Origin of the sequence: Shinella sp. WSJ-2, from assembly GCF_003432075.1 — a bacterium.
GTDB lineage: Bacteria > Pseudomonadota > Alphaproteobacteria > Rhizobiales > Rhizobiaceae > Shinella.
This window is the reverse complement of sequence record NZ_QWBU01000013.1, coordinates 65,126-88,120: the sequence shown is the minus strand read 5'-3', so window position 1 is coordinate 88,120 and position 22,995 is coordinate 65,126. Positions and strand designations below refer to the sequence as shown.

At 63.4% G+C, this 22,995-nt stretch carries 19 protein-coding genes; 6 read left to right on the top strand and 13 right to left on the bottom strand.

Annotation, left to right across the window (positions count from 1 at the left end; genetic code table 11):
- Positions 1-259: 259 nt before the first annotated feature.
- The 12 genes from prmC to D0Y60_RS21255 all read right to left on the bottom strand — a co-directional run bounded on the left by prmC (position 260) and on the right by D0Y60_RS21255 (position 14,706).
- Positions 260-1,132 carry a peptide chain release factor N(5)-glutamine methyltransferase gene (gene prmC, locus D0Y60_RS21310; protein WP_117371962.1) on the bottom strand — a complete coding sequence of 291 codons (873 nt, stop codon included), beginning with the start codon at positions 1,130-1,132 and terminating at the stop codon, positions 260-262.
- Positions 1,129-2,211, bottom strand: coding sequence for a peptide chain release factor 1 (gene prfA, locus D0Y60_RS21305; RefSeq protein ID WP_117371961.1), 1,083 nt, complete (start codon positions 2,209-2,211; stop codon positions 1,129-1,131). The genes prmC and prfA overlap by 4 nt, the downstream gene beginning before the upstream one ends.
- A gap of 22 nt (positions 2,212-2,233) precedes the next feature.
- The gene (gene ptsP / locus D0Y60_RS21300) at positions 2,234-4,501 is read right to left on the bottom strand and encodes a phosphoenolpyruvate--protein phosphotransferase (RefSeq protein WP_117371960.1); all 2,268 of its coding nucleotides are present in this window, start codon (positions 4,499-4,501) and stop codon (positions 2,234-2,236) included.
- An 87-nt stretch (positions 4,502-4,588) separates the two neighbouring features.
- Positions 4,589-5,863: an aspartate kinase gene (locus D0Y60_RS21295; RefSeq protein WP_117371959.1), complete on the bottom strand. Its 1,275-nt coding sequence runs from the start codon at positions 5,861-5,863 to the stop codon at positions 4,589-4,591.
- 249 nt (positions 5,864-6,112) lie between these two features.
- Positions 6,113-7,834: an ABC transporter substrate-binding protein gene (locus D0Y60_RS21290; protein WP_117371958.1), complete on the bottom strand. Its 1,722-nt coding sequence runs from the start codon at positions 7,832-7,834 to the stop codon at positions 6,113-6,115.
- 83 nt (positions 7,835-7,917) lie between these two features.
- Positions 7,918-8,337, bottom strand: a complete 420-nt coding sequence (locus tag D0Y60_RS21285; protein WP_117371957.1) for a DUF2160 domain-containing protein — start codon at positions 8,335-8,337, stop codon at positions 7,918-7,920.
- Positions 8,338-8,349: 12 nt separating this feature from the next.
- On the bottom strand, positions 8,350-9,201 hold the full coding sequence (locus D0Y60_RS21280; protein ID WP_117371969.1) for a carbohydrate ABC transporter permease: 852 nt from the start codon (positions 9,199-9,201) through the stop codon (positions 8,350-8,352).
- 26 nt (positions 9,202-9,227) lie between these two features.
- Entirely contained in the window at positions 9,228-10,094 is an 867-nt protein-coding gene (locus D0Y60_RS21275) for a sugar ABC transporter permease (protein ID WP_117371956.1), read from the bottom strand.
- A 2-nt stretch (positions 10,095-10,096) separates the two neighbouring features.
- Positions 10,097-11,167 carry an ABC transporter ATP-binding protein gene (locus tag D0Y60_RS21270; RefSeq protein ID WP_117371955.1) on the bottom strand — a complete coding sequence of 357 codons (1,071 nt, stop codon included), beginning with the start codon at positions 11,165-11,167 and terminating at the stop codon, positions 10,097-10,099.
- A 10-nt stretch (positions 11,168-11,177) separates the two neighbouring features.
- Complete coding sequence (locus D0Y60_RS21265; protein WP_117371954.1) at positions 11,178-12,260, bottom strand: ABC transporter ATP-binding protein; 1,083 nt, start codon at positions 12,258-12,260, stop codon at positions 11,178-11,180.
- A 42-nt stretch (positions 12,261-12,302) separates the two neighbouring features.
- Positions 12,303-13,820, bottom strand: a complete 1,518-nt coding sequence (glpD, locus tag D0Y60_RS21260; protein WP_245409260.1) for a glycerol-3-phosphate dehydrogenase — start codon at positions 13,818-13,820, stop codon at positions 12,303-12,305.
- Positions 13,821-13,935: 115 nt separating this feature from the next.
- Positions 13,936-14,706 carry a DeoR/GlpR family DNA-binding transcription regulator gene (locus D0Y60_RS21255; RefSeq protein ID WP_117371952.1) on the bottom strand — a complete coding sequence of 257 codons (771 nt, stop codon included), beginning with the start codon at positions 14,704-14,706 and terminating at the stop codon, positions 13,936-13,938.
- Between the two features lie 136 nt (positions 14,707-14,842).
- Between D0Y60_RS21255 and D0Y60_RS21250 the strand changes: the two genes are divergently transcribed.
- Entirely contained in the window at positions 14,843-15,613 is a 771-nt protein-coding gene (locus tag D0Y60_RS21250; protein WP_117371951.1) for an SDR family oxidoreductase, read from the top strand.
- 18 nt (positions 15,614-15,631) lie between these two features.
- Here D0Y60_RS21250 and D0Y60_RS21245 read toward each other — a convergent pair whose 3' ends face one another.
- A complete protein-coding gene (locus D0Y60_RS21245) occupies positions 15,632-16,627 on the bottom strand; it encodes an MDR family oxidoreductase (protein WP_117371950.1) in 996 nt (331 codons plus the stop codon).
- 103 nt (positions 16,628-16,730) lie between these two features.
- Between D0Y60_RS21245 and D0Y60_RS21240 the strand changes: the two genes are divergently transcribed.
- The 5 genes from D0Y60_RS21240 to fdhF all read left to right on the top strand — a co-directional run bounded on the left by D0Y60_RS21240 (position 16,731) and on the right by fdhF (position 22,987).
- Positions 16,731-17,624, top strand: coding sequence for a LysR family transcriptional regulator (locus D0Y60_RS21240; RefSeq protein WP_117371949.1), 894 nt, complete (start codon positions 16,731-16,733; stop codon positions 17,622-17,624).
- A gap of 184 nt (positions 17,625-17,808) precedes the next feature.
- Positions 17,809-18,288, top strand: coding sequence for a formate dehydrogenase subunit gamma (locus tag D0Y60_RS21235; protein WP_117371948.1), 480 nt, complete (start codon positions 17,809-17,811; stop codon positions 18,286-18,288).
- Positions 18,285-19,841 (top strand): NADH-quinone oxidoreductase subunit NuoF, encoded by a 1,557-nt coding sequence (locus tag D0Y60_RS21230; RefSeq protein ID WP_117371947.1) that lies wholly within the window; start codon positions 18,285-18,287, stop codon positions 19,839-19,841. Before D0Y60_RS21235 ends, D0Y60_RS21230 begins: the two co-directional genes overlap by 4 nt.
- A complete protein-coding gene (locus D0Y60_RS21225; RefSeq protein WP_117371946.1) occupies positions 19,838-20,053 on the top strand; it encodes a DUF4287 domain-containing protein in 216 nt (71 codons plus the stop codon). Before D0Y60_RS21230 ends, D0Y60_RS21225 begins: the two co-directional genes overlap by 4 nt.
- A 54-nt stretch (positions 20,054-20,107) precedes the next feature.
- A complete protein-coding gene (gene fdhF, locus D0Y60_RS21220) occupies positions 20,108-22,987 on the top strand; it encodes a formate dehydrogenase subunit alpha (RefSeq protein WP_117371945.1) in 2,880 nt (959 codons plus the stop codon).
- Positions 22,988-22,995: the final 8 nt, after the last annotated feature.

Genomic DNA, 22,995 nt, shown 5'->3' with positions numbered 1-22,995 from the left:
AGCATCCTTACCCGCGGGCAAACCACGCCGGTGGGTGGTCCTGTCGCCGTAAGACGTTAAATTAACAGGTACCCGCACAGGGCAGTCTTCAACCCTATCAACTCTTCGAGAGAGCAATCCTCGATCGGGGTCATGCAGGAACGAATCTCTGTGTCATGACCGCTTGCCCAGTGCGTGGCCGCAACCTAGCCCGCTTCCTTCACAATTCCAAGCCTTTTCTTCAGGCCCAAGGAAATTGCTGCGCACATGCAGCAAAACGTCAAAAAACCGGCAATTTTTCAAAGACAAGCACCCGGTCATTGCCACCGAGATCAGCCACCGCTTCGATCCGCGAAAAACCTTTTTCGCACATGATTGCGGTCACCGTGTCCTTCTGATCATAGCCGATTTCGTAAGCCACCAGGCCGTTTTCCTTGAGGTGATCGCCTGCCCCGGCAGCTATGGCGCGATAGGCATCAAGCCCGTCTTCGCCGCCATCCAGTGCCAGAATTGGATCAAAGAGCCGGACCTCGTCGCCCAGCGTTCCGACCACGGAACGCACGATATAGGGCGGATTTGACACGATGATGTCGAAGGCCCCGGTTATGGCTGCAAACCAGTCGCTCTCGATCGCTTCGAAGCGATCGGCGACACCATTGATGTCGGCATTGCGTTTCGCCGTTTCAAGGGCACCCGCCGAAAGATCCGCCCCCACCCCTTTTGCGCCCGGCACGAGATCGAGCAGTGCGAGGCAAATCGCCCCGGTGCCCGTGCCGAGATCGAGAATGCGGCAGCCCCCCGTTTCGGCAACGAATTTCTGCACATAAGGCACGAGCGTATCGACAAGCACTTCCGTATCCGGACGCGGCTCCAGCGTTTCGGGCGAAAGCGCAAGATCGAGCCGGGAAAAGGCGCGGTGGCCAAGGATACGATGAACCGGTTCTCGCGCCACGCGGCGGGCAACAGCCGCCTCGACGGCCGACTGTTCGGCAGCGCCCAGAACGCGAGCCCCCTCGGTAAGGATCGCCGTCGAGGAAAGCTTGAGGATGCCGCAAACCAGGGCACGCGCATCCTGCGCCGCATCCGCAATACCGCCATCCGCCAGCCGACGCCGCGCCGCGGCCAGAACCTCGGCGAGCGTCGCGCCGCTCATCGGCCCTGTTCGCCGAGCTGGGCGAGCTGGCCCGCCTGATAATCGGCCACCAGCGCATCGACGATCTCGTCGATCTCACCGACCATCATGCGGTCGAGCTTGTAGAGCGTCAGGTTGATGCGGTGATCCGTTACGCGGCCCTGTGGAAAATTGTAGGTGCGGATGCGCTCGGACCGGTCACCCGAGCCGACCTGACTCTTGCGGTCGGCGGAACGTTCGCTGTCGGCGCGCTGGCGCTCGATATCGTAGAGCCGAGAGCGCAGCACCTGCATGGCCTTGGCGCGGTTTTGGTGCTGCGACTTTTCAGAGCTGGTGACGACAAGGCCGGTCGGCAGGTGGGTGATGCGCACGGCCGAGTCGGTCGTGTTGACATGCTGGCCGCCGGCGCCCGAGGAGCGCATCGTATCGATACGGATGTCTTCCGGGCGGATTTCGATATCGATCTCTTCCGCCTCCGGCAACACCGCCACCGTCGCCGCCGAGGTATGGATGCGCCCGCTCGCCTCGGTCTCCGGCACGCGCTGAACGCGATGCACGCCGGATTCGAACTTCAGCTTGGCGAAGACGCCGCGCCCCGTGATGGTCGCGATGATTTCCTTGAAGCCGCCCGCCTCCCCCTCACTGGAGGAGAGAACCTCGACCTTCCAGTTGTGCGCGGCGGCGTAGCGCTCGTACATGCGGAAGAGATCTCCGGCAAAAAGGGCTGCTTCCGAACCGCCCGTGCCGGCGCGGATTTCCAGGATCGCGCTCTTCTCGTCAGCCGCATCCTTGGGGAGAAGCAGGATCTGCATCTCCTTTTCGAGACCCTCGAGGCGTTCCTTTAGGTCCGGCAGCTCCATCTCGGCGAGATCACGCATCTCGCGGTCGGTCGTCTTGTCGTTCAACAGGGCTTCGAGGTCGGCGATTTCGCCATCGACCTTCTGGTATTCGCGGATTTTCGTCACGACCGGCTGGAGCTCGGAATATTCCGAGGCGAGCCGCACATAGGTCTCCGAATCCGGGCCCGCCGACATGCGTGCCTCGATCTCGCCGAAACGGCGTTCGAGTTCGCGCATTTTTTCAACGGGAAGCTTCGCCACCGTTCAAACTCCAATCATTTCTTTAAAGCGGAATGCCGTTCTCGGCCGCGAAGTCGGTGAGGATCTGGCGAATCGAGGCCGTCGGCTTCGTATCGTCGATTGCCGGCATCAACAACGCCTCGAGCTTGCCGGCATCGAGCGAAAGCAGCATCGACTTGACCGGGCCGATGGCGGCCGGCGACATCGAGACGGAGCGGAAGCCGATGCCCAGCAGCGCCATGGCTGAGATCGGCTTGCTCGCCATCTCACCGCAAAGCGTGACCGACGTGTCGTTGCGTTCGCCGGCGCGCACGATATCGCGCAGGATACGCAGGAATGGGCGGCCGAGCGTGTCGAAACGGTCCGACACACGGGCATTGCCGCGGTCGACGGCCATGGCGAACTGGAAGAGATCGTTCGAGCCGACCGAGACGAAATCCACCTCGGCCATCAGCTCGTCCATCTGCCAGAGCAAAGACGGCACTTCGAGCATGGCACCGAACTGCAATTTCTTCGGCAGCTGCTCGCCGATCTTCGACTGGCGCTGGATTTCCTTCTGAAGGAGATCACGGACCTCCTTCAGCTCGGAAACCTCGGTCACCATCGGCAGCATGAGCCGGAGATCGGCCCCCGCCGCCGCGCGCAGCATGGCGCGCAGCTGCGTGCGCAGGAGGCCCGGCCGGTCGAGCGACAGGCGGATGGCCCGCCAGCCGAGCGCCGGGTTTTCCTCTTCCGCCGCGCGGAAATACGGCACGACCTTGTCGCCGCCGATATCGAGCGTGCGGAAGGTCACCGGACGCCCGCCCGCCTGCTTCAGCACGTTACGGTAAAACGCTTCCTGCTCCTCCGCCTTCGGCATGGTTGAGGCGATCATGAACTGGAGCTCGGTGCGGAAAAGGCCTATGCCCGACGCGCCGGATTCGTTGAGATGCGGCAGATCGACAAGAAGACCCGCATTCATCTGCAAATTGATATGGCGGCCATCCTTCGTGACAGGCTCGACGGCGCGCAACGCGCGATATTGTTCCTGCCGGCGCGCGCGGAAGCGCACCTTTTCCTCATAAGAGCGCTGGAGATCCGAGAGCGGGCGCAGATGCACCCGCGCGTCGTCACCATCGACGATGATCGCGTCGCCGTTTTCGGCCAGCGCCACGGCACCGGCCGCCTGGCCAACCACCGGAATGCCCATAGCGCGCGCAACGATGACCACATGGCTGGTGACCGCGCCCTCTTCCAGCACGAGGCCGCGCACGTTCTGACGCGGATAATCGAGCAGTTCGGCGGCCCCCATGGCGCGCGCCACGACGATCGCATCGTTCGGGAAGCTGCTGGCCGAGAGCTTCGCGCCATAGCCGGTCAGCTGGCGCAGCAGACGATTGGCCAGATCGTCAAAGTCGTGCATACGCTCGCGCAGATAGGGATCCGTCAGGCGGATCATGCGCGCCTTGGTCTCGCTCTGCACGCGCTCGACCGCCGCTTCCGCCGTCAGACCGTTGCGGATCGCCTCCTCGAGCTTTCTCACCCAGCCGCGGTCATGCGCGAACATGCGGTAGGTTTCCAGAACCTCGCGATGTTCGCCTTCCATGGAGATTTCGCGACGCGACAGCATGTCGTCGATGGAGATGCGCAGCGATCCCAAGGCTTCGGCCAGTCGGCCGAGTTCGTGTTCGGAATCCTCGTTAAGCAGGTTTGTGACGACGATGCGCGGCTCGTGCAGCACCACATAGCCGAGGCCGATACCTTCGCCGAAGCTTGCCCCTTCGATGGCGACAGGGCGCGACAGGTCCAGCTCCAGGCCAGGCTTGGTGAGCTTCTTCAGCTCGCCGGTCGCCACCATTTCCGCAATCACCATCGCCGTCGTTTCGAGCGCCTCTACCTCGTCTTCGCGGTAGGTGCGGCTCGCCCTGTTTTGCACGACAAGCACGCCGAGCGCCCTGCCGGTGCGCAAGATAGGAACGCCGAGGAAGGAGTGATAGATCTCCTCGCCCGTTTCCGGCAGATAGGTGAAAGCGGGGTGCGACTGGGCATCCGACAGGTTTAGCGGCCGCGCAGAGGCCGCGATCGTGCCGACGAGGCCCTGCCCCATCTTGAGCTGGGCCAGATGCACGGCGCCGGGATTGAGACCTTCGGTCGCGTAGAGCTCGAGAACGCCGTCGGAACGCAGCACGTAGACGGAACACACTTCCGCGACCATATTCTGCGCGATCTGGCGCACGATCTGGTCTAGGCGCTCCTGCGGCTCGAGCGGCTCCGCCATCAACTCGCGCAGCCGCTTGAGAAGAACGCGCGGACCCGCGGAGAGATCTCTCATCGCGTGGCGTCTCCCGAAAATGACGTTACCTCACCGGCGCTTGGCCAGCGCTGGTGATCACAGGATCGGCGCCGACTCGGCTGGTAATTACTTCTTATCCAGACCGTAGACGGAATGCAAAGTCCGAACGGCGAGTTCCGCATAGGGACCGTCGATCAGAATGGAAATCTTGATTTCCGAGGTCGTGATCGCCTTGATGTTGATGCCCTTCTCGGCCAGCGCGCGGAAGGCAGAGGCGGCAACGCCGGCATGGCTGCGCATGCCGATGCCGATGACCGATACCTTCACGAGGCCCGTTTCGTGCTGGATCACGTCGAAACCGACCTGCTCCTTGGCGCTTTCGAGAACCTTGAGCGCCTTTTCGACATCACCGAAGGGAACCGTAAAGGTCATGTCGGTCTTGGAACCATCCTCGGAAATGTTCTGGACGATCATATCGACATTGATATGGGCCTCGGCCAGCGGGCCGAAGATCGCGGCCGAAACGCCCGGCCGGTCGGCGACGCGGCGGAGCGAGATCTGCGCTTCATCCTTGGCATAGGCGATGCCGGTTACGACTTCCTGTTCCACGATCTCATCCTCATCACAAATCAGCGTACCGGGCGGGTTCAGAAGATCGCCCATGCCCGGCGCATCGGGATCCTCGAAAGACGAGCGCACGAAGGTGCGCACTTTGTGCACCATGGCCAGCTCCACCGAGCGCACCTGCAGGACCTTGGCGCCCAGCGAGGCCATTTCGAGCATTTCCTCGAAGGCGATCTTCTTCAGACGGCGGGCCTTGGGCTCGATGCGCGGGTCGGTCGTGTAGACGCCGTCGACGTCGGTATAGATGTCGCAGCGATCCGCCTTGACGGCCGCGGCGATGGCCACGGCCGACGTGTCGGAGCCGCCTCGGCCAAGCGTGGCGACGCGGTTGTCCGGGCCAAGGCCCTGGAAGCCGGCGATGACGGCGACCTGCCCTTCGCCCATGCGGCGGATCATTTCCGCGCCGTCGATATCGAGGATGCGGGCAGCACCGTGGGCGTTGTCGGTGCGGATCGGGATCTGCCAGCCCTGCCAGGAGCGGGCATTGATGTCCATCGACTGGAGCGCGATGGCGAGAAGGCCGGCGGTGACGAGTTCGCCCGAGGCGACGATGGCGTCATATTCGCGCGCATCGTAGAAGGGCGAATTGGCACCCGTCACCTTCGGCATGTTCTGCACCCAGGCAACAAGCTCGTTCGTCTTACCGGACATGGCCGAAACGACGACGGCGACTTCGTGGCCGGCATCGACCTCGCGTTTCACATGGCGGGCCACATTGTGGATACGGTCGAGGTCAGCGACGGACGTTCCGCCGAATTTCATCACGATGCGTGCCATGAGTGTGTACCGCTATTTTCGATGTACGCGCGAGCGCGCGGGAGAAACCGCGGGGTTCTTAGCGGAAGACCCCGCGCTGTGCAATGCGCAAACTGTACCAATCGGTACGGTTCGGGCAAAAGGATCGGACGCCGCCCGCTCCCGGCACAGGGCCGGCAATGAAAAGGCCCGCGCGCCTTATCGGACACGCGGGCAAAAAGGGATCGGATGATAAGAAAGACGGGCGGCGAACCGCCCGTCTACGCCTTGTTACTTCTGCCAGCTCTTGACGAGTTCGTCATAGTTGACGGTGAGCGGCTTTTCCTTCTCGTTCTCGATCTTCAGCTGCGGAGCGAGGTTGCCCTTTTCGACGGCATCCTTGTTCCAGTAGGCGAGATCGTGCTCTTCGGCGAGCTTCGGGCCCATTTCGCCCTGAACGCCAGCGCGCTCGAGGCGTTCCAGCACCTTTTCCTGCTCGGCGCAGAGCGAGTCCATAGCTTCCTGCGCGGTCTTGGCGCCCGAGGACGCATCCCCGATCGCCTGCCACCACAGCTGGGCGAGCTTCGGATAGTCCGGAATGTTCGTGCCGGTCGGCGACCACTGAACGCGGGCCGGCGAACGGTAGAACTCGACCAGACCGCCGAGCTTCGGCGCACGGTCCGTAAACGACTTATGGTCGAGCGTGGACTGGCGGATGAAGGTCAAGCCGACATGGCTCTTCTTCACGTCAACAGTCTTCGAGGTCACGAACTGCGCGTAGAGCCAGGCGGCCTTGGCGCGGTCATCCGGGGTGGACTTCATCAGCGTCCAGGAACCCACGTCCTGATAGCCGAGCTTCATGCCGTCCTTCCAGTAGACGCCGTGCGGCGACGGGGCGAAGCGCCACTTCGGCGTGCCGTCCGCGTTGACGACGGGCAGCCCTTCCTTGACGAAGCTCGCCGTAAAGGCCGTGTAGGTAAACATCTGCTGGGCGACTTCACCCTGCGATGGAACCGGACCGGATTCGGAGAAGGTCATGCCGGCGGCAGATGCAGGAGCATAGGCCTTCAACCACTGCAGGTACTTCTCGATCGAGTAGACGGCTGCCGGGCCGTTGGTGTCGCCGCCGCGGGCAACGCACGAACCGACCGGCTGCGACTTTTCGTTGACCTTGATGCCCCATTCGTCGACCGGCAGGCCGTTCGGGATGCCCTTGTCGCCGTTGCCGGCCATCGAGAGCCAGGCGTCGGTGAAGCGCCAGCCGAGCGACGGGTCCTTCTTGCCGTAGTCCATGTGACCATAGACTTTCTTGCCGTCGATCTCACGGCCGGTGAAGAACTCGGCGATGTCCTCGTAAGCGGACCAGTTGACCGGAACGCCGAGGTCGTAGCCGTACTTCGCCTTGAAGTCCGCCTTGTTTTTCTCATCGTTGAACCAGTCATAGCGGAACCAGTAAAGGTTCGCGAACTGCTGGTCGGGCAGCTGGTAGAGCTTGCCATCAGGCGCGGTCGTGAAGGACGTGCCGATGAAGTCCTTGAGGTCGAGGTTCGGGTTGGTGACGTCCTTGCCTTCGTTGGCCATGAAGTCGGTCAGCGAGCGCGCCTGCTGGTAGCGCCAATGCGTACCGATAAGGTCGGAGTCGTTGACGTAGGCGTCGTAGATGTTTTCGCCCGACTGCATCTGCGTCTGGAGCTTTTCGATGACGTCGCCTTCGCCGATCAGGTCATGCGTGATCTTGATGCCGGTGATGGCGGTGAAGGCCGGTGCGAGAACCTTCGATTCATATTCATGCGTGGCGATCGTTTCGGAAACGACCTTGATGTCCATGCCGGCGAAGGGCTTGGCGGCATCGACGAACCACTGCATTTCCGCTTCCTGGCCGGCGCGGTCGAGCGAGGACAAGTCGCCGACTTCCGAATCCAGGAACTTCTTGGCGGCATCCATATCCGCGAATGCGGAGCCGGTGAACGCCAGCAGCATGACTGCCGTCGTCGTCAGAAGTTGCTTTCGCATTTTGATCCTCCCTTAGGGTTTTGCGATTGCGACTGCACGTGCGGAGGCCCCATTTCTCCCCGAGGCCTCCATTTTCTTTTGCCTTAGACGAAGCGGAACACGCCGACGGCGTAGACCACGGACAAGGCAAGAGCCCACCACAGGTTGGGGCCGACAAGCCCCAGCCATGCGAGATGAATGAACGCCGAGCCGAGCAGCGACACGAAGAGCCGGTCGCCGCGGGTCGTCTCGAAGCGCAGGATGCCGACGCGCGGGTTGCCACCCGGACGGGCATATTCCCAGACCGCCATCAGCGCGATCAGAAGAAAGATCGTCAGGAAGAACATGGCCGTGGGGAACGACCAGGCCATCCAGCCGCCGGGGATGAGCGACGCGAACCAATCGCGTGTGCCGTCCTTAACCGGCAACGCCATCACGAGGAGGCCGGTGATGAGGGCATAGATGCCGAGCACGGCGGCAAGCGCCACGGGCCAGCGGTTTTTATGGTTGGCGACGGCGGCCATTAGCCCCTCCCCTTAGACCCGGCCAAGGGCAAAGCCCTTGGCGATGTAATTGCGGACGAAATAGATCACGAGCGCGCCGGGAATGATGGTCAGCACGCCGGCTGCGGCCAGCACGCCCCAGTCGAGACCGGAAGCCGAGACCGTGCGCGTCATCGTGGCGGCGATCGGCTTGGCATCCGTCGTCGTCAGCGTGCGGGCGATCAGAAGCTCGACCCAGGAGAACATGAAGCAGAAGAAGGCGGCGACACCGATGCCGGACGCGATCAGCGGCACGAAGATGCGGCCGAAAAATTTGGGGAACGAGTAGCCGTCGATATAGGCGGTCTCGTCGATCTCCTTCGGCACGCCCGACATGAAACCTTCCAGGATCCAGACGGCGAGCGGCACGTTGAACAGGCAGTGCGCGATGGCGACCGCGATATGCGTGTCGATCATGCCGAAGGCCGAATAGAGCTGGAAGAACGGCAGCACGAAGACGGCCGGCGGCGCCATGCGGTTGGTGAGCAGCCAGAAGAACAGGTGCTTGTCGCCGAGGAACCGGTAGCGCGAGAAGGCATAGGCCGCCGGCAGCGCCACGGAAACCGAGATCAGCGTGTTCAGCGCCACATAGATGATCGAGTTGATATAGCCGGAATACCAGGCCGGATCGGTGAAGATGACGGCATAGTTCTTCAGCGTCGGCGACTGCGGCCAGAGCGAGAAGGTGCCGATGATCTCCTCGTTGGTCTTGAAGCTCATGTTGACGAGCCAGTAGATCGGCAGCATCAGGAAGACGATGTAGAGCGTCGGCACGATCCAGGACAGGTCGCGCTTGGAAGGGGCGCGGGTGGGAAGCGTGTTTGCGGCGTTTGCCTGTGAGGTCATAGAAATCGAGCTCATGGTCTCCTCCCTCACGCCTGTTCGTCGCTGCTGGTCATGACCGTGTAGAAGATCCACGAGAACAGCAGGATGATCAGGAAGTAGATGATGGACATGGCCGCGGCCGGGCCAAGGTCGAACTGGCCGATCGCCATCTTGACGAGGTCGATCGAAAGGAACGTGGTCGAGTTGCCCGGACCGCCGCCGGTGACGACGAAGGGTTCGGTATAGATCATGAAGCTGTCCATGAAGCGCAGCAAGAAGGCGATGAGCAGCACGCGCTTCATCTTCGGCAGCTGGATGTAGCGGAAGACGGCCCAGCGCGAGGCGCCGTCGATCTTGGCGGCCTGATAGTAGGCCTCCGGGATCGAGACGAGGCCGGCATAGCAGAGCAGCACGACAAGGCTTGTCCAGTGCCAGACGTCCATGACGATGAGCGTCGCCCAGGCATCGAAGACGTCGTTGACGTAGTTGTAGTCGAAGCCGAGACCATCGAGCACGCGGCCGAGCAGACCGATATCGACGCGGCCGAAGACCTGCCAGATCGTGCCGACGACGTTCCACGGGATGAGCAGCGGCAGCGCCATCAAAACGAGGCAGACCGGTACGCCCAGGCCCTTTTTGGGCATGTTGAGCGCGATCAGGATGCCGAGCGGAATCTCGATGGCGAGGATGATGCCGGAGAACAGCAGATTGCGGCCGAGCGCTTCCCAGAAGCGGTCGGATTCGAGCACGTCCGAGAACCAGCCGACGCCGTTCCAGAAGAACGCGTTGTTGCCGAACGTGTCCTGCACCGAATAGTTCACCACCGTCATCAGCGGGATCACCGCCGAGAAGGCGACGAGCAGCAGCACGGGCAGGACCATGAACCAGGCCTTATTGTTCCAGGTCTTGTTCATCGTCAGCCCTCCCTGCCGACACGCCAGCTATCGGCGTAGATGTTGATGGCGGCGGGATCGAAGGTGATGCGCGGATCGGCCGGGATCTCGCCATCCTCCGGCACGACGATGGCGATCGGCTTGCCGGCGAATTCGGCGCGCACGATCTTCTGGCGGCCGATGTCCTCCACCTTGCTGATCGAGACAGGCATGCCTTCGCGCGACAGCGAGATGAATTCCGGGCGGATGCCGAGTTCGGTCTTGGCGCCGGCGGCGATCTGCGGCTTGTAATCGAGCGTGAGCGTCTGCTCGCCAACCTTGATGCTGCTGCCGTCGATGGCGGCCGGCAGCACGTTCATGCCGGGCGAGCCGATGAAATAGCCGACGAAGGTGTGCTTCGGCTTTTCGAAAAGTTCGGCCGGTGTGCCGATCTGCACGATCTGGCCGTCATACATGACGACGACCTTGTCGGCGAAGGTGAGCGCCTCGGTCTGGTCGTGCGTGACATAGACCATGGTGAAACCGAACTGGCGGTGCAGCTTCTTCAACTGCGAACGCAGCACCCATTTCATATGCGGGTCGATGACGGTCAGCGGTTCGTCGAACAGGATGGCGTTGACGTCGTTGCGCACGAGGCCGCGGCCAAGCGAGATCTTCTGCTTCTGGTCGGCGGTGAGGCCCCGCGCCGTCTTCTTCGCCCAGCCGGCGAGATCGATCATCTCAAGGATGTCGCGCACGCGGCGGTCGACGTCCGGCTCGGCGACGCCGCGGTTGCGCAGCGGGAAGGCCAAATTATCGTAAACCGTCATCGTGTCGTAGATGACCGGGAACTGGAAGACCTGCGCGATGTTGCGCTGCTGCGTCGACAGATACGTGACGTCCTTGCCGTCGAACAGGATGCGCCCCTCGGACGGCTGCAGCAGGCCCGAGATGATGTTGAGCAGCGTGGTCTTGCCGCAACCCGAAGGGCCAAGCAGCGCATAGGCGCCGCCGTCGTTCCATTCGTGGTGGACTTCCTTCAGCGAATAGTCCGCTTCCGACTTCGGCTTGGCGCCGTAGGCGTGGCGGATGTGATCGAGATTGATGCGTGCCATGGTCTCCTCCTCAGGCCGCCGCGACGGCCGGCTCGGCGATCGCCCTGCCGTCCGTACCGAAGGCCATCAGATGGCGCGTGTCGACGTGGACGGTGATCACCGCATCCGGCTCGATGTCGTGGATGCCAGGCGAGAGCATGACCCAGCGGCTGCCCTCGAATTCGATATGGATGAAGCTTTCCGAACCCGCGATCTCCGAAATCGCCGTGCGGGCCTGAAGGCCGGCCGAGGCCGCCGTCTGGCTGGCCAGCGAGAGATGGTGCGGATGGAAGGCGATGGTGCAGGGACCATCCGGCACGCCGGCCAGATGCGCCGGCACCGGCAGGACCGGCTTGCCGCCGACCTCGAACTGGCCGCCCTTCTTGGCGACCTGCATCGTGTTGAGCGGCGGATCGGCGAAGGTGCGGGCGGTCAGCAAATCGTTCGGACGGCGATAGACGTCGATGGTGCGGCCGAACTGCGTGATGCGCCCTTCCGACAGCGCCGCCGTGTTGCCGCCGAGCAGCAGCGCCTCGGACGGTTCCGTCGTCGCATAGACGAAGATCGCGCCGGACGCGGCAAAGATCTTCGGCAATTCGAGGCGCAGTTCCTCGCGCAGCTTGTAGTCGAGGTTGGCAAGCGGCTCGTCGAGCAGCACGAGGCTGGCATTCTTGACGATGGCGCGGGCGAGCGCCGTACGCTGTTGCTGGCCACCCGACAGGTTGAGCGGCGTGCGGTCGAGATAGGGCGTGAGCTTCAGGAGATCGGCCGCCTTGCGCACTTCGCGGTCGATGGTGGCCGTATCGGCCCCCTTGATGCGCATCGGCGAGGCGATGTTCTCGTAGACGGTCAGCGCCGGATAGTTGATGAACTGCTGGTAGACCATGGCGACGCCGCGGTCCTGCACGCGCACGCCGGTTACATCCTTGCCGTCGAACCAGACGGAACCTGAAGTCGGCTTGTCGAGGCCGGCCATCAGCCGCATCAGCGAGGTTTTTCCGGACAGCGTCGGGCCGAGCAGCACGTTGAGCGAGCCCCGCTCGAGCACGAGATTGCTCGGGTGGATATGCGTTTCCGCCCCCGCCACCTTCGCGATGTTTCTAAGTTCAAGCATTCCTATCTCCGTCGTTCCTCCCAGCCACCGGATCAGGGTGTGCTAGTGGGGCGCCGCCTGTGCGGCCGCCATGTAGTCTTCGAGTGCCGCCGCTTGCGCGGCCGTAAGGTGCAATCCTCGTTTGGTCCGCCGCCACAGCACGTCTTCGGCGTGCCGGGCCCATTCTTCCTGCATCAGCCAGCGCACTTCGCGCTCGTAGAGATCGCTGCCGAAATGCTGCCCGAGATCCGCCGCACTCTTCGCGCCCTCCAAAAGGGCCGCCGCGCGGGTGCCGTAGAGGCGCACGAGCCGGCGGGCATGAGCCGGGACCAGGAAGGGGAAGCGCGCCGAAAGCGCCTTCACTTCCGCGTTGAAACCGTCGACCTTGAAATCGCCGCCGGGCAGGCGGGACTGCGCGGTCCAGCGGTTGCCCTTCGCGCCGATCGATTCCGAAATCTTCTCCAGCGCGGATTCGGCAAGACGCCGGTAGGTGGTGAGCTTGCCGCCGAAGATGTTGAGCAGCGGCGCCTGGCCATCGCCGCCCTCGACCTTCAGGACATAGTCGCGTGTCGCTTCCTGCGCCTTGCTGGCGCCGTCGTCGAAAAGCGGGCGCACGCCGGAATAGGTCCAGACGATGTCGTCGCGCGTCACCGGCTCTGCGAAATATTCGCTGGCCGAGGCACAAAGGTAACCGATTTCCTCGTCACTGATGCGGACATCGCGGGGGTCGCCCTGATAATCGCGGTCGGTCGTGCCGATCAGCGTAAACTCTTCCTGGTAGGGAATGGCGAACATGATGCGCCCGTCCGGGTTCTGGAAGAAATAGGCGCGCGGATCGGAGAACTTTTTCTTCACGACGATATGGCTGCCCTGCACGAGGCGGACATTGTGCACGTCGTTACGGCCGAAGGCGGAGGACAGAACCTTGTCGATCCAAGGACCAGCGGCATTGACCAGCATGCGGGCGCGCACCGTCTCGCGGGTCCCGGTCTCGACATTCTCCGTCTCGACATTCCAGTGACCGTTCTCGCGGCGCGCAGCAACGACCTTCGTGCCGGTGCGGATATCCGCGCCACGGTCGGCGGCGTCGCGGGCGTTCAGCACGACGAGGCGCGCGTCGTCCACCCAACCGTCGGAATATTCGAAGGCCTTGCGGAACAGCTTCTTCAGCGGCCCACCGGCCGGATCCTTGGCAAGGTCCACCGTGCTGGTCGCCGGCAGGAGCTTGCGGCCGCCGATATAGTCATAGAGGAACAGGCCGAGGCGGATGAGCCAGGCCGGGCGCGGCCCGCCCTTCTGGAAGGGCAGCACGAAACGCATCGGCCAGATGACATGCGGCGCCATCGCCCAGAGCACTTCGCGCTCCATCAGCGCCTCGCGCACGAGGCGGAATTCGTAATGTTCGAGGTAACGCAGGCCACCGTGAATGAGTTTGGTGGAGGCCGAAGACGTGCCGGAGGCGAAGTCTTTCATTTCGGCAAGCACGACCGAATAGCCGCGCCCCGCAGCGTCGCGCGCGATGCCGCAGCCGTTGATGCCGCCACCGATGACAAAAATATCGCGGATGCCGTTGCCGTCCAAGTTCCCCTCCCATTTCGCATTGCACAATATGCGCGCAGTTGCGAAAGCAAGTGGAGTTAAAACGAAAACATTTCGAATGTCAAACGAATGCGAGAAGAAATAGCACGTCGTTGTGTCAGGCCTGTGAAGCGGTCTCCACAAGGCGCACGTCATGGTCCTGGCAAATGGCCCGGATGCCCTCGAAAGGACAGCTGTCGGTGATGAACGTATGGACCTGCGAGAGGTGGCCGATGCGCACCGGCGCGGTCCTTTCGAATTTCGTCGAATCCGAAACCAGGATGACATGGCGGGCATTCGCAATGATCGCCTGCGCCACCTTCACCTCGCGATAGTCGAAATCGAGCAGCGCACCGTCCTCATCGATGGCCGAAACACCAATAACCGCGTAATCCACCTTGAACTGGCGGATGAAGTCGACGGCCGCCTCACCGACAATGCCGCCATCCGCGCCGCGCACCACACCGCCGGCGATCACCACCTCGATCGAGGGATAGACACGCAAGCGGTTGGCGACATTGATGTTATTGGTGATGACCATCAATTCCTTGTGGTCGAGCAGCGCCTCGCCGACAGCCTCCGTCGTCGTGCCGATATTGATGAAGAGCGATGAATTGTCCGGGATCACGGCGGCGGCGGCACGGCCGATCGCCTGTTTTTCGGGGGCCGCGATGGAGCGGCGCGCCTCGTATTTGACATTCTCGTTGCCGCTCGGGAAGAGCGCGCCGCCGTGGATGCGCGTCAAAACCTTGTTGTCGCAGAGGTCGTTCAGATCCTTGCGAATGGTCTGCGGCGTCACGGAGAAGCGTGCCGCCAGATCTTCCACGAGCACACGCCCCCCGGTTTTGGCGAGATCCACGATCTCCGCCTGCCGACCCGTCAGAAACATAGGACCTCCCACTGCTTTCGTTTTTTTTCATCATATGCAAAAACGAAAGCACATCAATTGATCGATCCTGCCTTCTTGGAGTGTGCGCCACTTTTTGTGATACTGCGCCGATCGCAGGTGACCGGGAGGACAGACCATGTTTCATCCAGCCTTGTTCAAGGGCGCGAATGTCGTCGTCACGGGCGCCGGCCGCGGTATCGGCCTGGAGATCGCCCGGCAGTTTCTGGATTGCGGCGCCCATGTACTGCTGCATGGCGGCCGCGCCCCGGCGGGGCCTCTGCCGGAATTCCTGGAGACCGCCGTCGCGGAGGCGCGCGCCCATATCGTCTATGCGGATTTTCTGGAGGAAGGCGGCATCGGCGCGATCCTTCAGCGCGTGGACAGCCTCTTCCCGCATGTAGACGTGCTCGTGAACAATGCCGGCACCATGGTCGGCCGCTTCCCGGCTGCCGACCTCACGGACGAGCAGTATGAAACCGTCGTACGTCTCAATCAGACCTCCGTTGTCGAAGTCACACGCGCCCTGCTGCGGTCGCTGCGCCGCGCGCCGCACGCGGCCATCGTCAACACGGTGTCGATCTCGGCACTAACAGGCGGTAGCCCCGGCTCGGCGATCTATTCGGCGACGAAAGCCTTCGTCTCGACCTATTCGAAGGGCCTTGCCCGCGAACTTGCGCCCGACGGTATCCGCGTCAACTGCGTATCACCCGGCACCATCACCACGGATTTCCACGAGCGCTACTCGTCTGCCGAAAAGCTGGAAGCGACGCGCAAGACGATCCCGCTGCAACGGCTCGGCACGGCGGAGGACTGCGCCCCCGCCTATCTCTTCCTCGCCTCCAACGCGCTCTCCGGATACATCACCGGCCAGGTGCTCGAGGTGAACGGCGGCCAGCTCATCTGCTGACTGCCGCCGCCAGATCCATCAGGCGTTCACGTCGACGACCACGCGTCCCTTCACCTTGCCCTCCAGGATCTGGTTGGCAAGGTCAGGCAGATCGGACAGCCGGTGTTCGACGACCATGGCCTCCAGCTTGTCCATCGGCAAGTCGGCGGCAATGCGGTTCCAGGCATCCACGCGCTGATCGTAGGGGCGGTTGACCGAATCGATGCCAAGCAGGCTGACGCCGCGCAGCAGGAACGGAATGACCGTGAAGGACGGCACGACGGCACCCGCCGCAAGCCCAACAGAGGCGACCGCGCCATCATATTTCATCTGTTTGAGCACCCGCGCCAGCATCTCGCCGCCGACGGCATCTACCGCCCCCGCCCAGCGCTCGGATTCGAGCGGCTTGCTGTTCGGTTCGGCTAGGTCAGCACGGTCGATGATGGTTTCCGCGCCCAGTTCCTTGAGATAATCCGCCGTCTCCGGCCGCCCCGTGACGGCCGCGACCGAGTAACCGAGCCGCGCCAGAAGCGCCACGGCCACCGAGCCGACGCCGCCAGCCGCTCCCGTCACCAGAACCTCGCCCTTCAACGGCGACAGCCCGGCCTTTTCCAGCGCGATGACGGACATCATCGAGGTGAGCCCCGCCGTGCCGATCGCCATGGCCTGCCGGGTCGACAGTTCCTCCGGCAGCGGCACCAGCCAATCGGCCTTCACTTTGGCGCGGGTCGCATAACCGCCCCACCAGACCTCGCCGACACGCCAGCCGGTCAACACCACCCGGTCGCCCGGCCGGTAGCGCGGGTCGTCGGAGGCCTCCACCGTGCCGGCGAAATCGACGCCCGGTACATGCGGGAAGGCCCGCACCAGACCGCCCTTGCCGTTGATGCACAGCCCGTCCTTGTAGTTCAGCGTCGAATATTCCACCGCGACGGTGACATCGCCATCGGGAAGCCGCGCGTCGTCGAGCGTCTGGATCGATGCCGTCACCGCGCCATCGGCGGCCTTCTCTACCAAGAGTGCCTGAAACGTCATCCTCGTCCTCCTCGTTTTCGCTGCGTTGCACCAGATATAGGGCGGAGCCCATTGGTGCCGCCACTGTTCTTTTGTATCAAGAGGGCGGAGGCGCGCTTCTGACATGATAGACAAGCTCGAATATTTCATCGCGCTCGCCCGCGAGCGGCATTTTGCCCGTGCGGCGGAGGAGCTCGGCATTTCGCAGCCGACGCTGTCGGCGGCGATCCGCCAGCTGGAAGACCAGCTCGGCGTGATGCTCGTCGTGCGCGGCTCGCGCTTCCAGGGCCTGACGCCGGAAGGCCAGCGCGTGCTGGAATGGGCGCGCCGCATCGTCGGCGACACCCGCACCATGCGCGAAGAAATGCGGGCGGCGCGAAAAGGCCTGTCCGGCCATATCCGCCTCGCCGCCATCCCGACGACGCTCGCCATGGTGCCGCGCATCACCGCGCCCTTCCAGGAAAAGCACCCCGACGTCACCTTCTCGATCGTCTCGACGACCTCGATCAAAATCCTCGGCCTGCTCGAAAACCTCGAGATCGATGCCGGCCTGACCTATCTCGAAAACGAACCGCTCGGCCGCGTCACCAGCGTGCCGCTGCTGCACGAGCATTATTGCCTGATCACCGCTAAGGGCAACACCTTCTCGGATCGCGAAACCGTGACCTGGCAGGAGGCCGGCAGCGTTAGGCTTTGCCTATTGACCGCCGACATGCAGAACCGCCGCATCATCAACCGCCACTTCGCTGAGGCCGGTGTCACCGTCGAGCCATCGCTCGAAGCCAATTCGATGATCGTGCTGTTCTCCCATGTCCGCACCGGACGCTGGTCGAGTATCATGCCGCGCAATGTCGCAAAATCCTTTGGATTTCCTGAGGAGATTAGTATAGTTTCGCTGACCGATCCCGAACCGCACCACACGGTCGGCCTCGTCGCCACCCATCGCGAGCCCTTCACGCCGCTCGTCTCCGCCCTGCTGCACGAAGCGCGCGTGCTGGCCGAGAAGGGAATGAACTGATAGGAATTTCCTATCAGTCAACGGCTTTCCTTTATTGACCCGCCGCCTCCCGGCTGAGAAGCTATCGGGATTGTCCGCGGGGATCGACAGGGTTCCGGTCTTCGCCGAAGAATTTCAATAGCATCGGCGCGACGGAACCCTTATTCTGCCCGTGGTTCATTCGTGTCGGTTGGGAGGCCTGGCCATGAATGTGCACGTTACCGGCAGCGATGTCGGCGCCAGAACGCTGGCAATCGTCAGCGAACTGAAGGGGCTCGAAGGGCCGCTTCTTCCCATTCTGCATGAAATCCAGGCCGAGTTCGGCTATGTGCCACAGGAAAGCCTGCCGGTCATCGCGCGCGAACTGAACCTGTCACGCGCCGAGGTGCACGGCGTCGTCACCTTCTATCACGATTTCCGCGACCACCCGACCGGCCGCCACGTGCTGAAACTCTGTCGCGCCGAGGCCTGTCAGTCGATGGGCGGGGACGCGGTCGCCGAGAGCATCAAGGCGCTGCTCGGCATCGATTTCCACCAGACCACGCTGGATGGTGCCGTGACGCTCGAGCCCATCTACTGTCTCGGGCTCTGTTCCTGCGCACCCGCCGCGATGTTCGACGGCGAGGTGCATGGACGCATCGACGCCGACCTTGCGAAAGACCTCATTGCGGAGGCCCGCTCATGACCGTTCGCCTCTACGTTCCCCGTGATGCCGCAGCCCTCGCCCTTGGCGCCGACCGCGTCGCCAAGGCGCTCTCGGCAGAAGCGCATTCCCGCAAGCTCGACATCGTCATCGTGCGCAACGGCTCGCGCGGCATGCACTGGCTGGAGCCGCTGGTCGAGGTCGAGACCGCCGAGGGCCGCATCGCCTATGGCCCGGTGAAACCGTCCGATGTCGCGGGCCTCATCGATGCCGGCCTGCTTGAGGGCAAGGCTCACCCGCTCTGTCTTGGCGGGACGGAAGAGATTCCGTTCCTGAAAAACCAGACCCGCCTCACCTTCGCCCGCTGCGGCGTGATCGATCCCGTATCGCTGGAAGACTACAAGGCGCATGGCGGCCTGAAGGGCCTGGAAAAGGCGATCGCCATGGCCCCGCTCGACGTGGTGAAGGAGGTCACCGACAGCGGGCTGCGCGGCCGCGGGGGCGCAGGCTTCCCGACCGGCATCAAGTGGAAGACCGTGCACGATGCACCCGGCGCGCAGAAATACATCGTCTGCAATGCCGACGAGGGCGACAGCGGCACCTTCGCCGACCGCATGATCATGGAAGGCGATCCCTTCGTGCTGATCGAGGGCATGGCGATTGCCGGCCTCGCGACCGGTGCCACCAAGGGCTATGTCTATACCCGCTCGGAATATCCGCACGCCATCGCCGTGATGAACGAGGCCGTCGCCGTCGCCCGCGCCGCCGGCGTGCTCGGCCCCTCGGTACTGGGCTCGGGCAAAGCCTTCGACATGGAAATCCGCGTCGGCGCAGGCGCCTATGTCTGCGGCGAGGAGACGGCTCTCCTCAACAGCCTGGAAGGCAAGCGCGGCATCGTACGCGCCAAGCCGCCGCTGCCGGCACTTCAGGGTTTTCTCGGCCGCCCGACGGTCGTCAACAACGTCATCTCGCTCGCCTCCGTGCCCATCATCATGGACAAGGGTGCCGCCTATTACCGGGACTTCGGCATGGGCCGCTCGCGCGGCACGATCCCGATCCAGATCGCCGGTAATGTCAAACAGGGCGGCCTCTATGAGACCGCTTTCGGCCTGACGCTCGGCGAGATCGTCAATGAGATCGGCGGCGGCACGGCCTCCGGCCGTCCAGTCCGCGCCGTGCAGGTCGGCGGCCCGCTCGGCGCCTATTTCCCGCGCGCGCTGTTCGACACGCCCTTCGACTATGAGGCCTTCGCGGCGAAGGACGGCCTGATCGGCCATGCCGGCATCACCGTCTTCGACGACACGGTCGACATGCTCAAGCAGGCGCGCTTCGCAATGGAATTCTGCGCCGTCGAAAGCTGCGGCAAGTGCACGCCCTGTCGCATCGGCTCGACGCGTGGCGTCGAGACCGCCGACAAGATTGCCCAGGGTATCGAGCCGGAGAAGAACCGCGAGCTGCTCGCCGATCTCTGCAACACCATGAAGTTCGGCTCGCTCTGCGCGCTCGGCGGCTTCACGCCCTACCCGGTCATGAGCGCCATGACTCACTTCCCGGAAGATTTCTCTCCGGCGCCGATGGTGGAGGCTGCGGAATGAGCGAGACGGAAAAGGTCAAAGGCCCGGCCTCCTATTTCCCCTCCATCGAGAAGAAATACGGCCAGCCGATCGAGCATTGGAAAGCCATCGTTCGCGCGCAGGATGGCAAGGCGCATATGCAGATCGTCGCCTTCCTCAAGGAAACGCACGGCCTCGGCCATGGCCACGCCAATGCCCTCGTCGCGGCGACGCTCGCCGAGACGAAATCGTAAGAATTGAACCCAAGTCGCCGCTGAAACGCGGCGCGAGACGATCCGGAGGTTCCCATGTCCCTCGTTCCTGAAATCGACTTCGGCACGCCCGCCGCCCGCTCGGAAAAGATGGTGACGCTCACCATCGACGGGAACGAGATCACCGTTCCCGAGGGCACCTCCATCATGCGCGCCTCCATGGAGGCCGGCATTAAGGTGCCGAAGCTCTGCGCCACCGACATGGTCGATGCCTTCGGCTCCTGCCGCCTCTGTCTCGTCGAGATCGAAGGTCGCAACGGCACGCCCGCCTCCTGCACCACACCTGTCGCCCCCGGCCTCGTCGTCCATACCCAGACGAGCCGGCTGAAGAGCATCCGCAAGGGCGTGATGGAGCTCTACATTTCCGACCACCCGCTCGACTGTCTGACCTGCGCGGCGAACGGCGACTGCGAATTGCAGGACATGGCGGGTGCCGTCGGTCTGCGCGACGTACGCTACGGCTACGAGGGCGACAACCACGTCAAGGCGCGCAGCAACGGCGAGACCAATGCCCGCTGGATGCCGAAGGACGAATCGAACCCCTACTTCACCTATGACCCGTCGAAATGCATCGTCTGTTCGCGCTGCGTGCGCGCCTGCGAAGAAGTGCAGGGCACCTTCGCGCTGACGATCGAGGGCCGTGGCTTCGACAGCCGCGTCTCGCCCGGCATGCACGAACATTTCCTCGAATCCGAATGCGTCTCCTGCGGCGCCTGCGTGCAGGCCTGCCCGACGGCGACGCTGACGGAGAAGTCGGTCATCGAGATCGGCCAGCCGGAGCATTCGGTCGTTACCACTTGCGCCTATTGCGGCGTCGGCTGCTCGTTCAAGGCGGAAATGCGCGGCGAGGAACTGGTGCGCATGGTGCCGTGGAAGGATGGTCAGGCCAATCGTGGCCACTCCTGCGTCAAAGGCCGTTTCGCCTATGGCTACTCGACCCACCGTGACCGCATCCTCAATCCGATGATCCGCGAGAAGATCACCGACCCCTGGCGCGAAGTGACCTGGGAGGAGGCCTATGCCCATACGGCTGCCGAATTCCGCCGCATCCAGTACCAATACGGCCGTGACTCCATCGGCGGCATCACCTCGTCGCGCTGCACGAACGAGGAGACCTACCTCGTGCAGAAACTGATCCGCGCCGGCTTCGGCAACAATAACGTCGATACCTGCGCCCGCGTCTGTCATTCGCCGACGGGCTACGGTCTCGGCCAGACCTTCGGCACCTCGGCCGGCACGCAGAATTTCGATTCTGTCGAGCACACCGACGTGGTCATCGTCATCGGCGCGAACCCGACGGACGGCCATCCGGTCTTCGCCTCGCGCCTTAAGAAGCGCCTGCGTCAGGGCGCCAAGCTGATCGTCATCGATCCGCGCCGCATCGACCTCGTCTCCTCGCCGCATGTCCAGGCGTCCTATCACCTGCCGCTGCGTCCCGGCACCAATGTCGCTGTCGTCACGGCCCTTGCCCATGTCATCGTTACGGAAGGCCTCTACGACGAGAAATTCATCCGCGAGCGCTGCGACTGGTCGGAATTCGAGGACTGGGCCGCCTTCGTCGCCGAGCCGCGCCACAGCCCCGAGGAAACCGAAGCGCTGACCGGCGTACCGGCCGAAATGCTGCGCGCCGCCGCCCGCCTCTTCGCCACCGGCGGCAACGGCTCGATCTACTACGGCCTCGGCGTCACGGAGCACAGCCAGGGCTCGACGACCGTCATGGCTATCGCCAACCTCGCCATGGCGACCGGCAATATCGGCCGCGAGGGTGTGGGCGTGAACCCGCTGCGCGGCCAGAACAACGTGCAGGGCTCGTGTGATATGGGCTCCTTCCCGCACGAACTGCCGGGCTACCGCCACATCTCGGACGATTCGACGCGCGAGATCTTCGAGAAGCTCTGGGGCGTGACGCTCAACGACGAGCCGGGCCTGCGCATCCCCAACATGCTGGACGCCGCCGTCGAGGGTACGTTCAAGGGCATCTATATCCAGGGCGAGGACATCCTCCAGTCCGATCCCGATACCAAACACGTCTCCGCCGGCCTTGCCGCGATGGAATGCGTCGTGGTGCAGGACCTGTTCTTGAACGAAACCGCCAACTACGCCCATGTCTTCCTGCCGGGCTCGACCTTCCTGGAAAAGGACGGCACCTTCACCAATGCCGAGCGCCGCATCAACCGCGTGCGCCGCGTCATGACGCCGAAGAACGGCTATGCCGACTGGGAGGTGACTCAGAACCTTGCCCAGGCCATGGGGCTGGGCTGGAACTACAGCCACCCTGCCGAGATCATGGACGAGATCGCAGCGACGACGCCGAGCTTCGCGCTGGTCTCCTACGACTACCTCGACAAGGTGGGCTCCGTGCAGTGGCCCTGCAACGAGAAACATCCGCTCGGCTCGCCGATCATGCATACGGACGGCTTCGTGCGCGGCAGGGGGAAGTTCATCCGCACGGAATATGTCGCGACCGACGAAAAGACCGGCCCACGCTTCCCGCTGCTGCTCACCACCGGCCGTATCCTGAGCCAGTACAATGTCGGCGCCCAGACGCGGCGCACCGACAACGTGCTCTGGCACGAGGAAGACCGGCTCGAAATGCATCCGCACGATGCGGAAAACCGCGGCATCCGCGATGGCGACTGGGTACGGCTGGCGAGCCGCGCCGGCGAGACGACGCTGCGTGCGCTCGTCACCGACCGCGTCTCGCCCGGTGTCGTCTATACCACCTTCCACCACCCGATGACGCAGGCCAATGTCATCACCACCGATTTCTCCGACTGGGCGACCAATTGTCCGGAGTATAAGGTGACGGCGGTGCAGATCTCGCCGTCGAACGGTCCGTCCGACTGGCAGGTCGAATATGACGAACTGTCGCGTCAGTCCCGCCGCATCAAAGGCAAGCTGGAGGCAGCGGAATAGGAACGCGC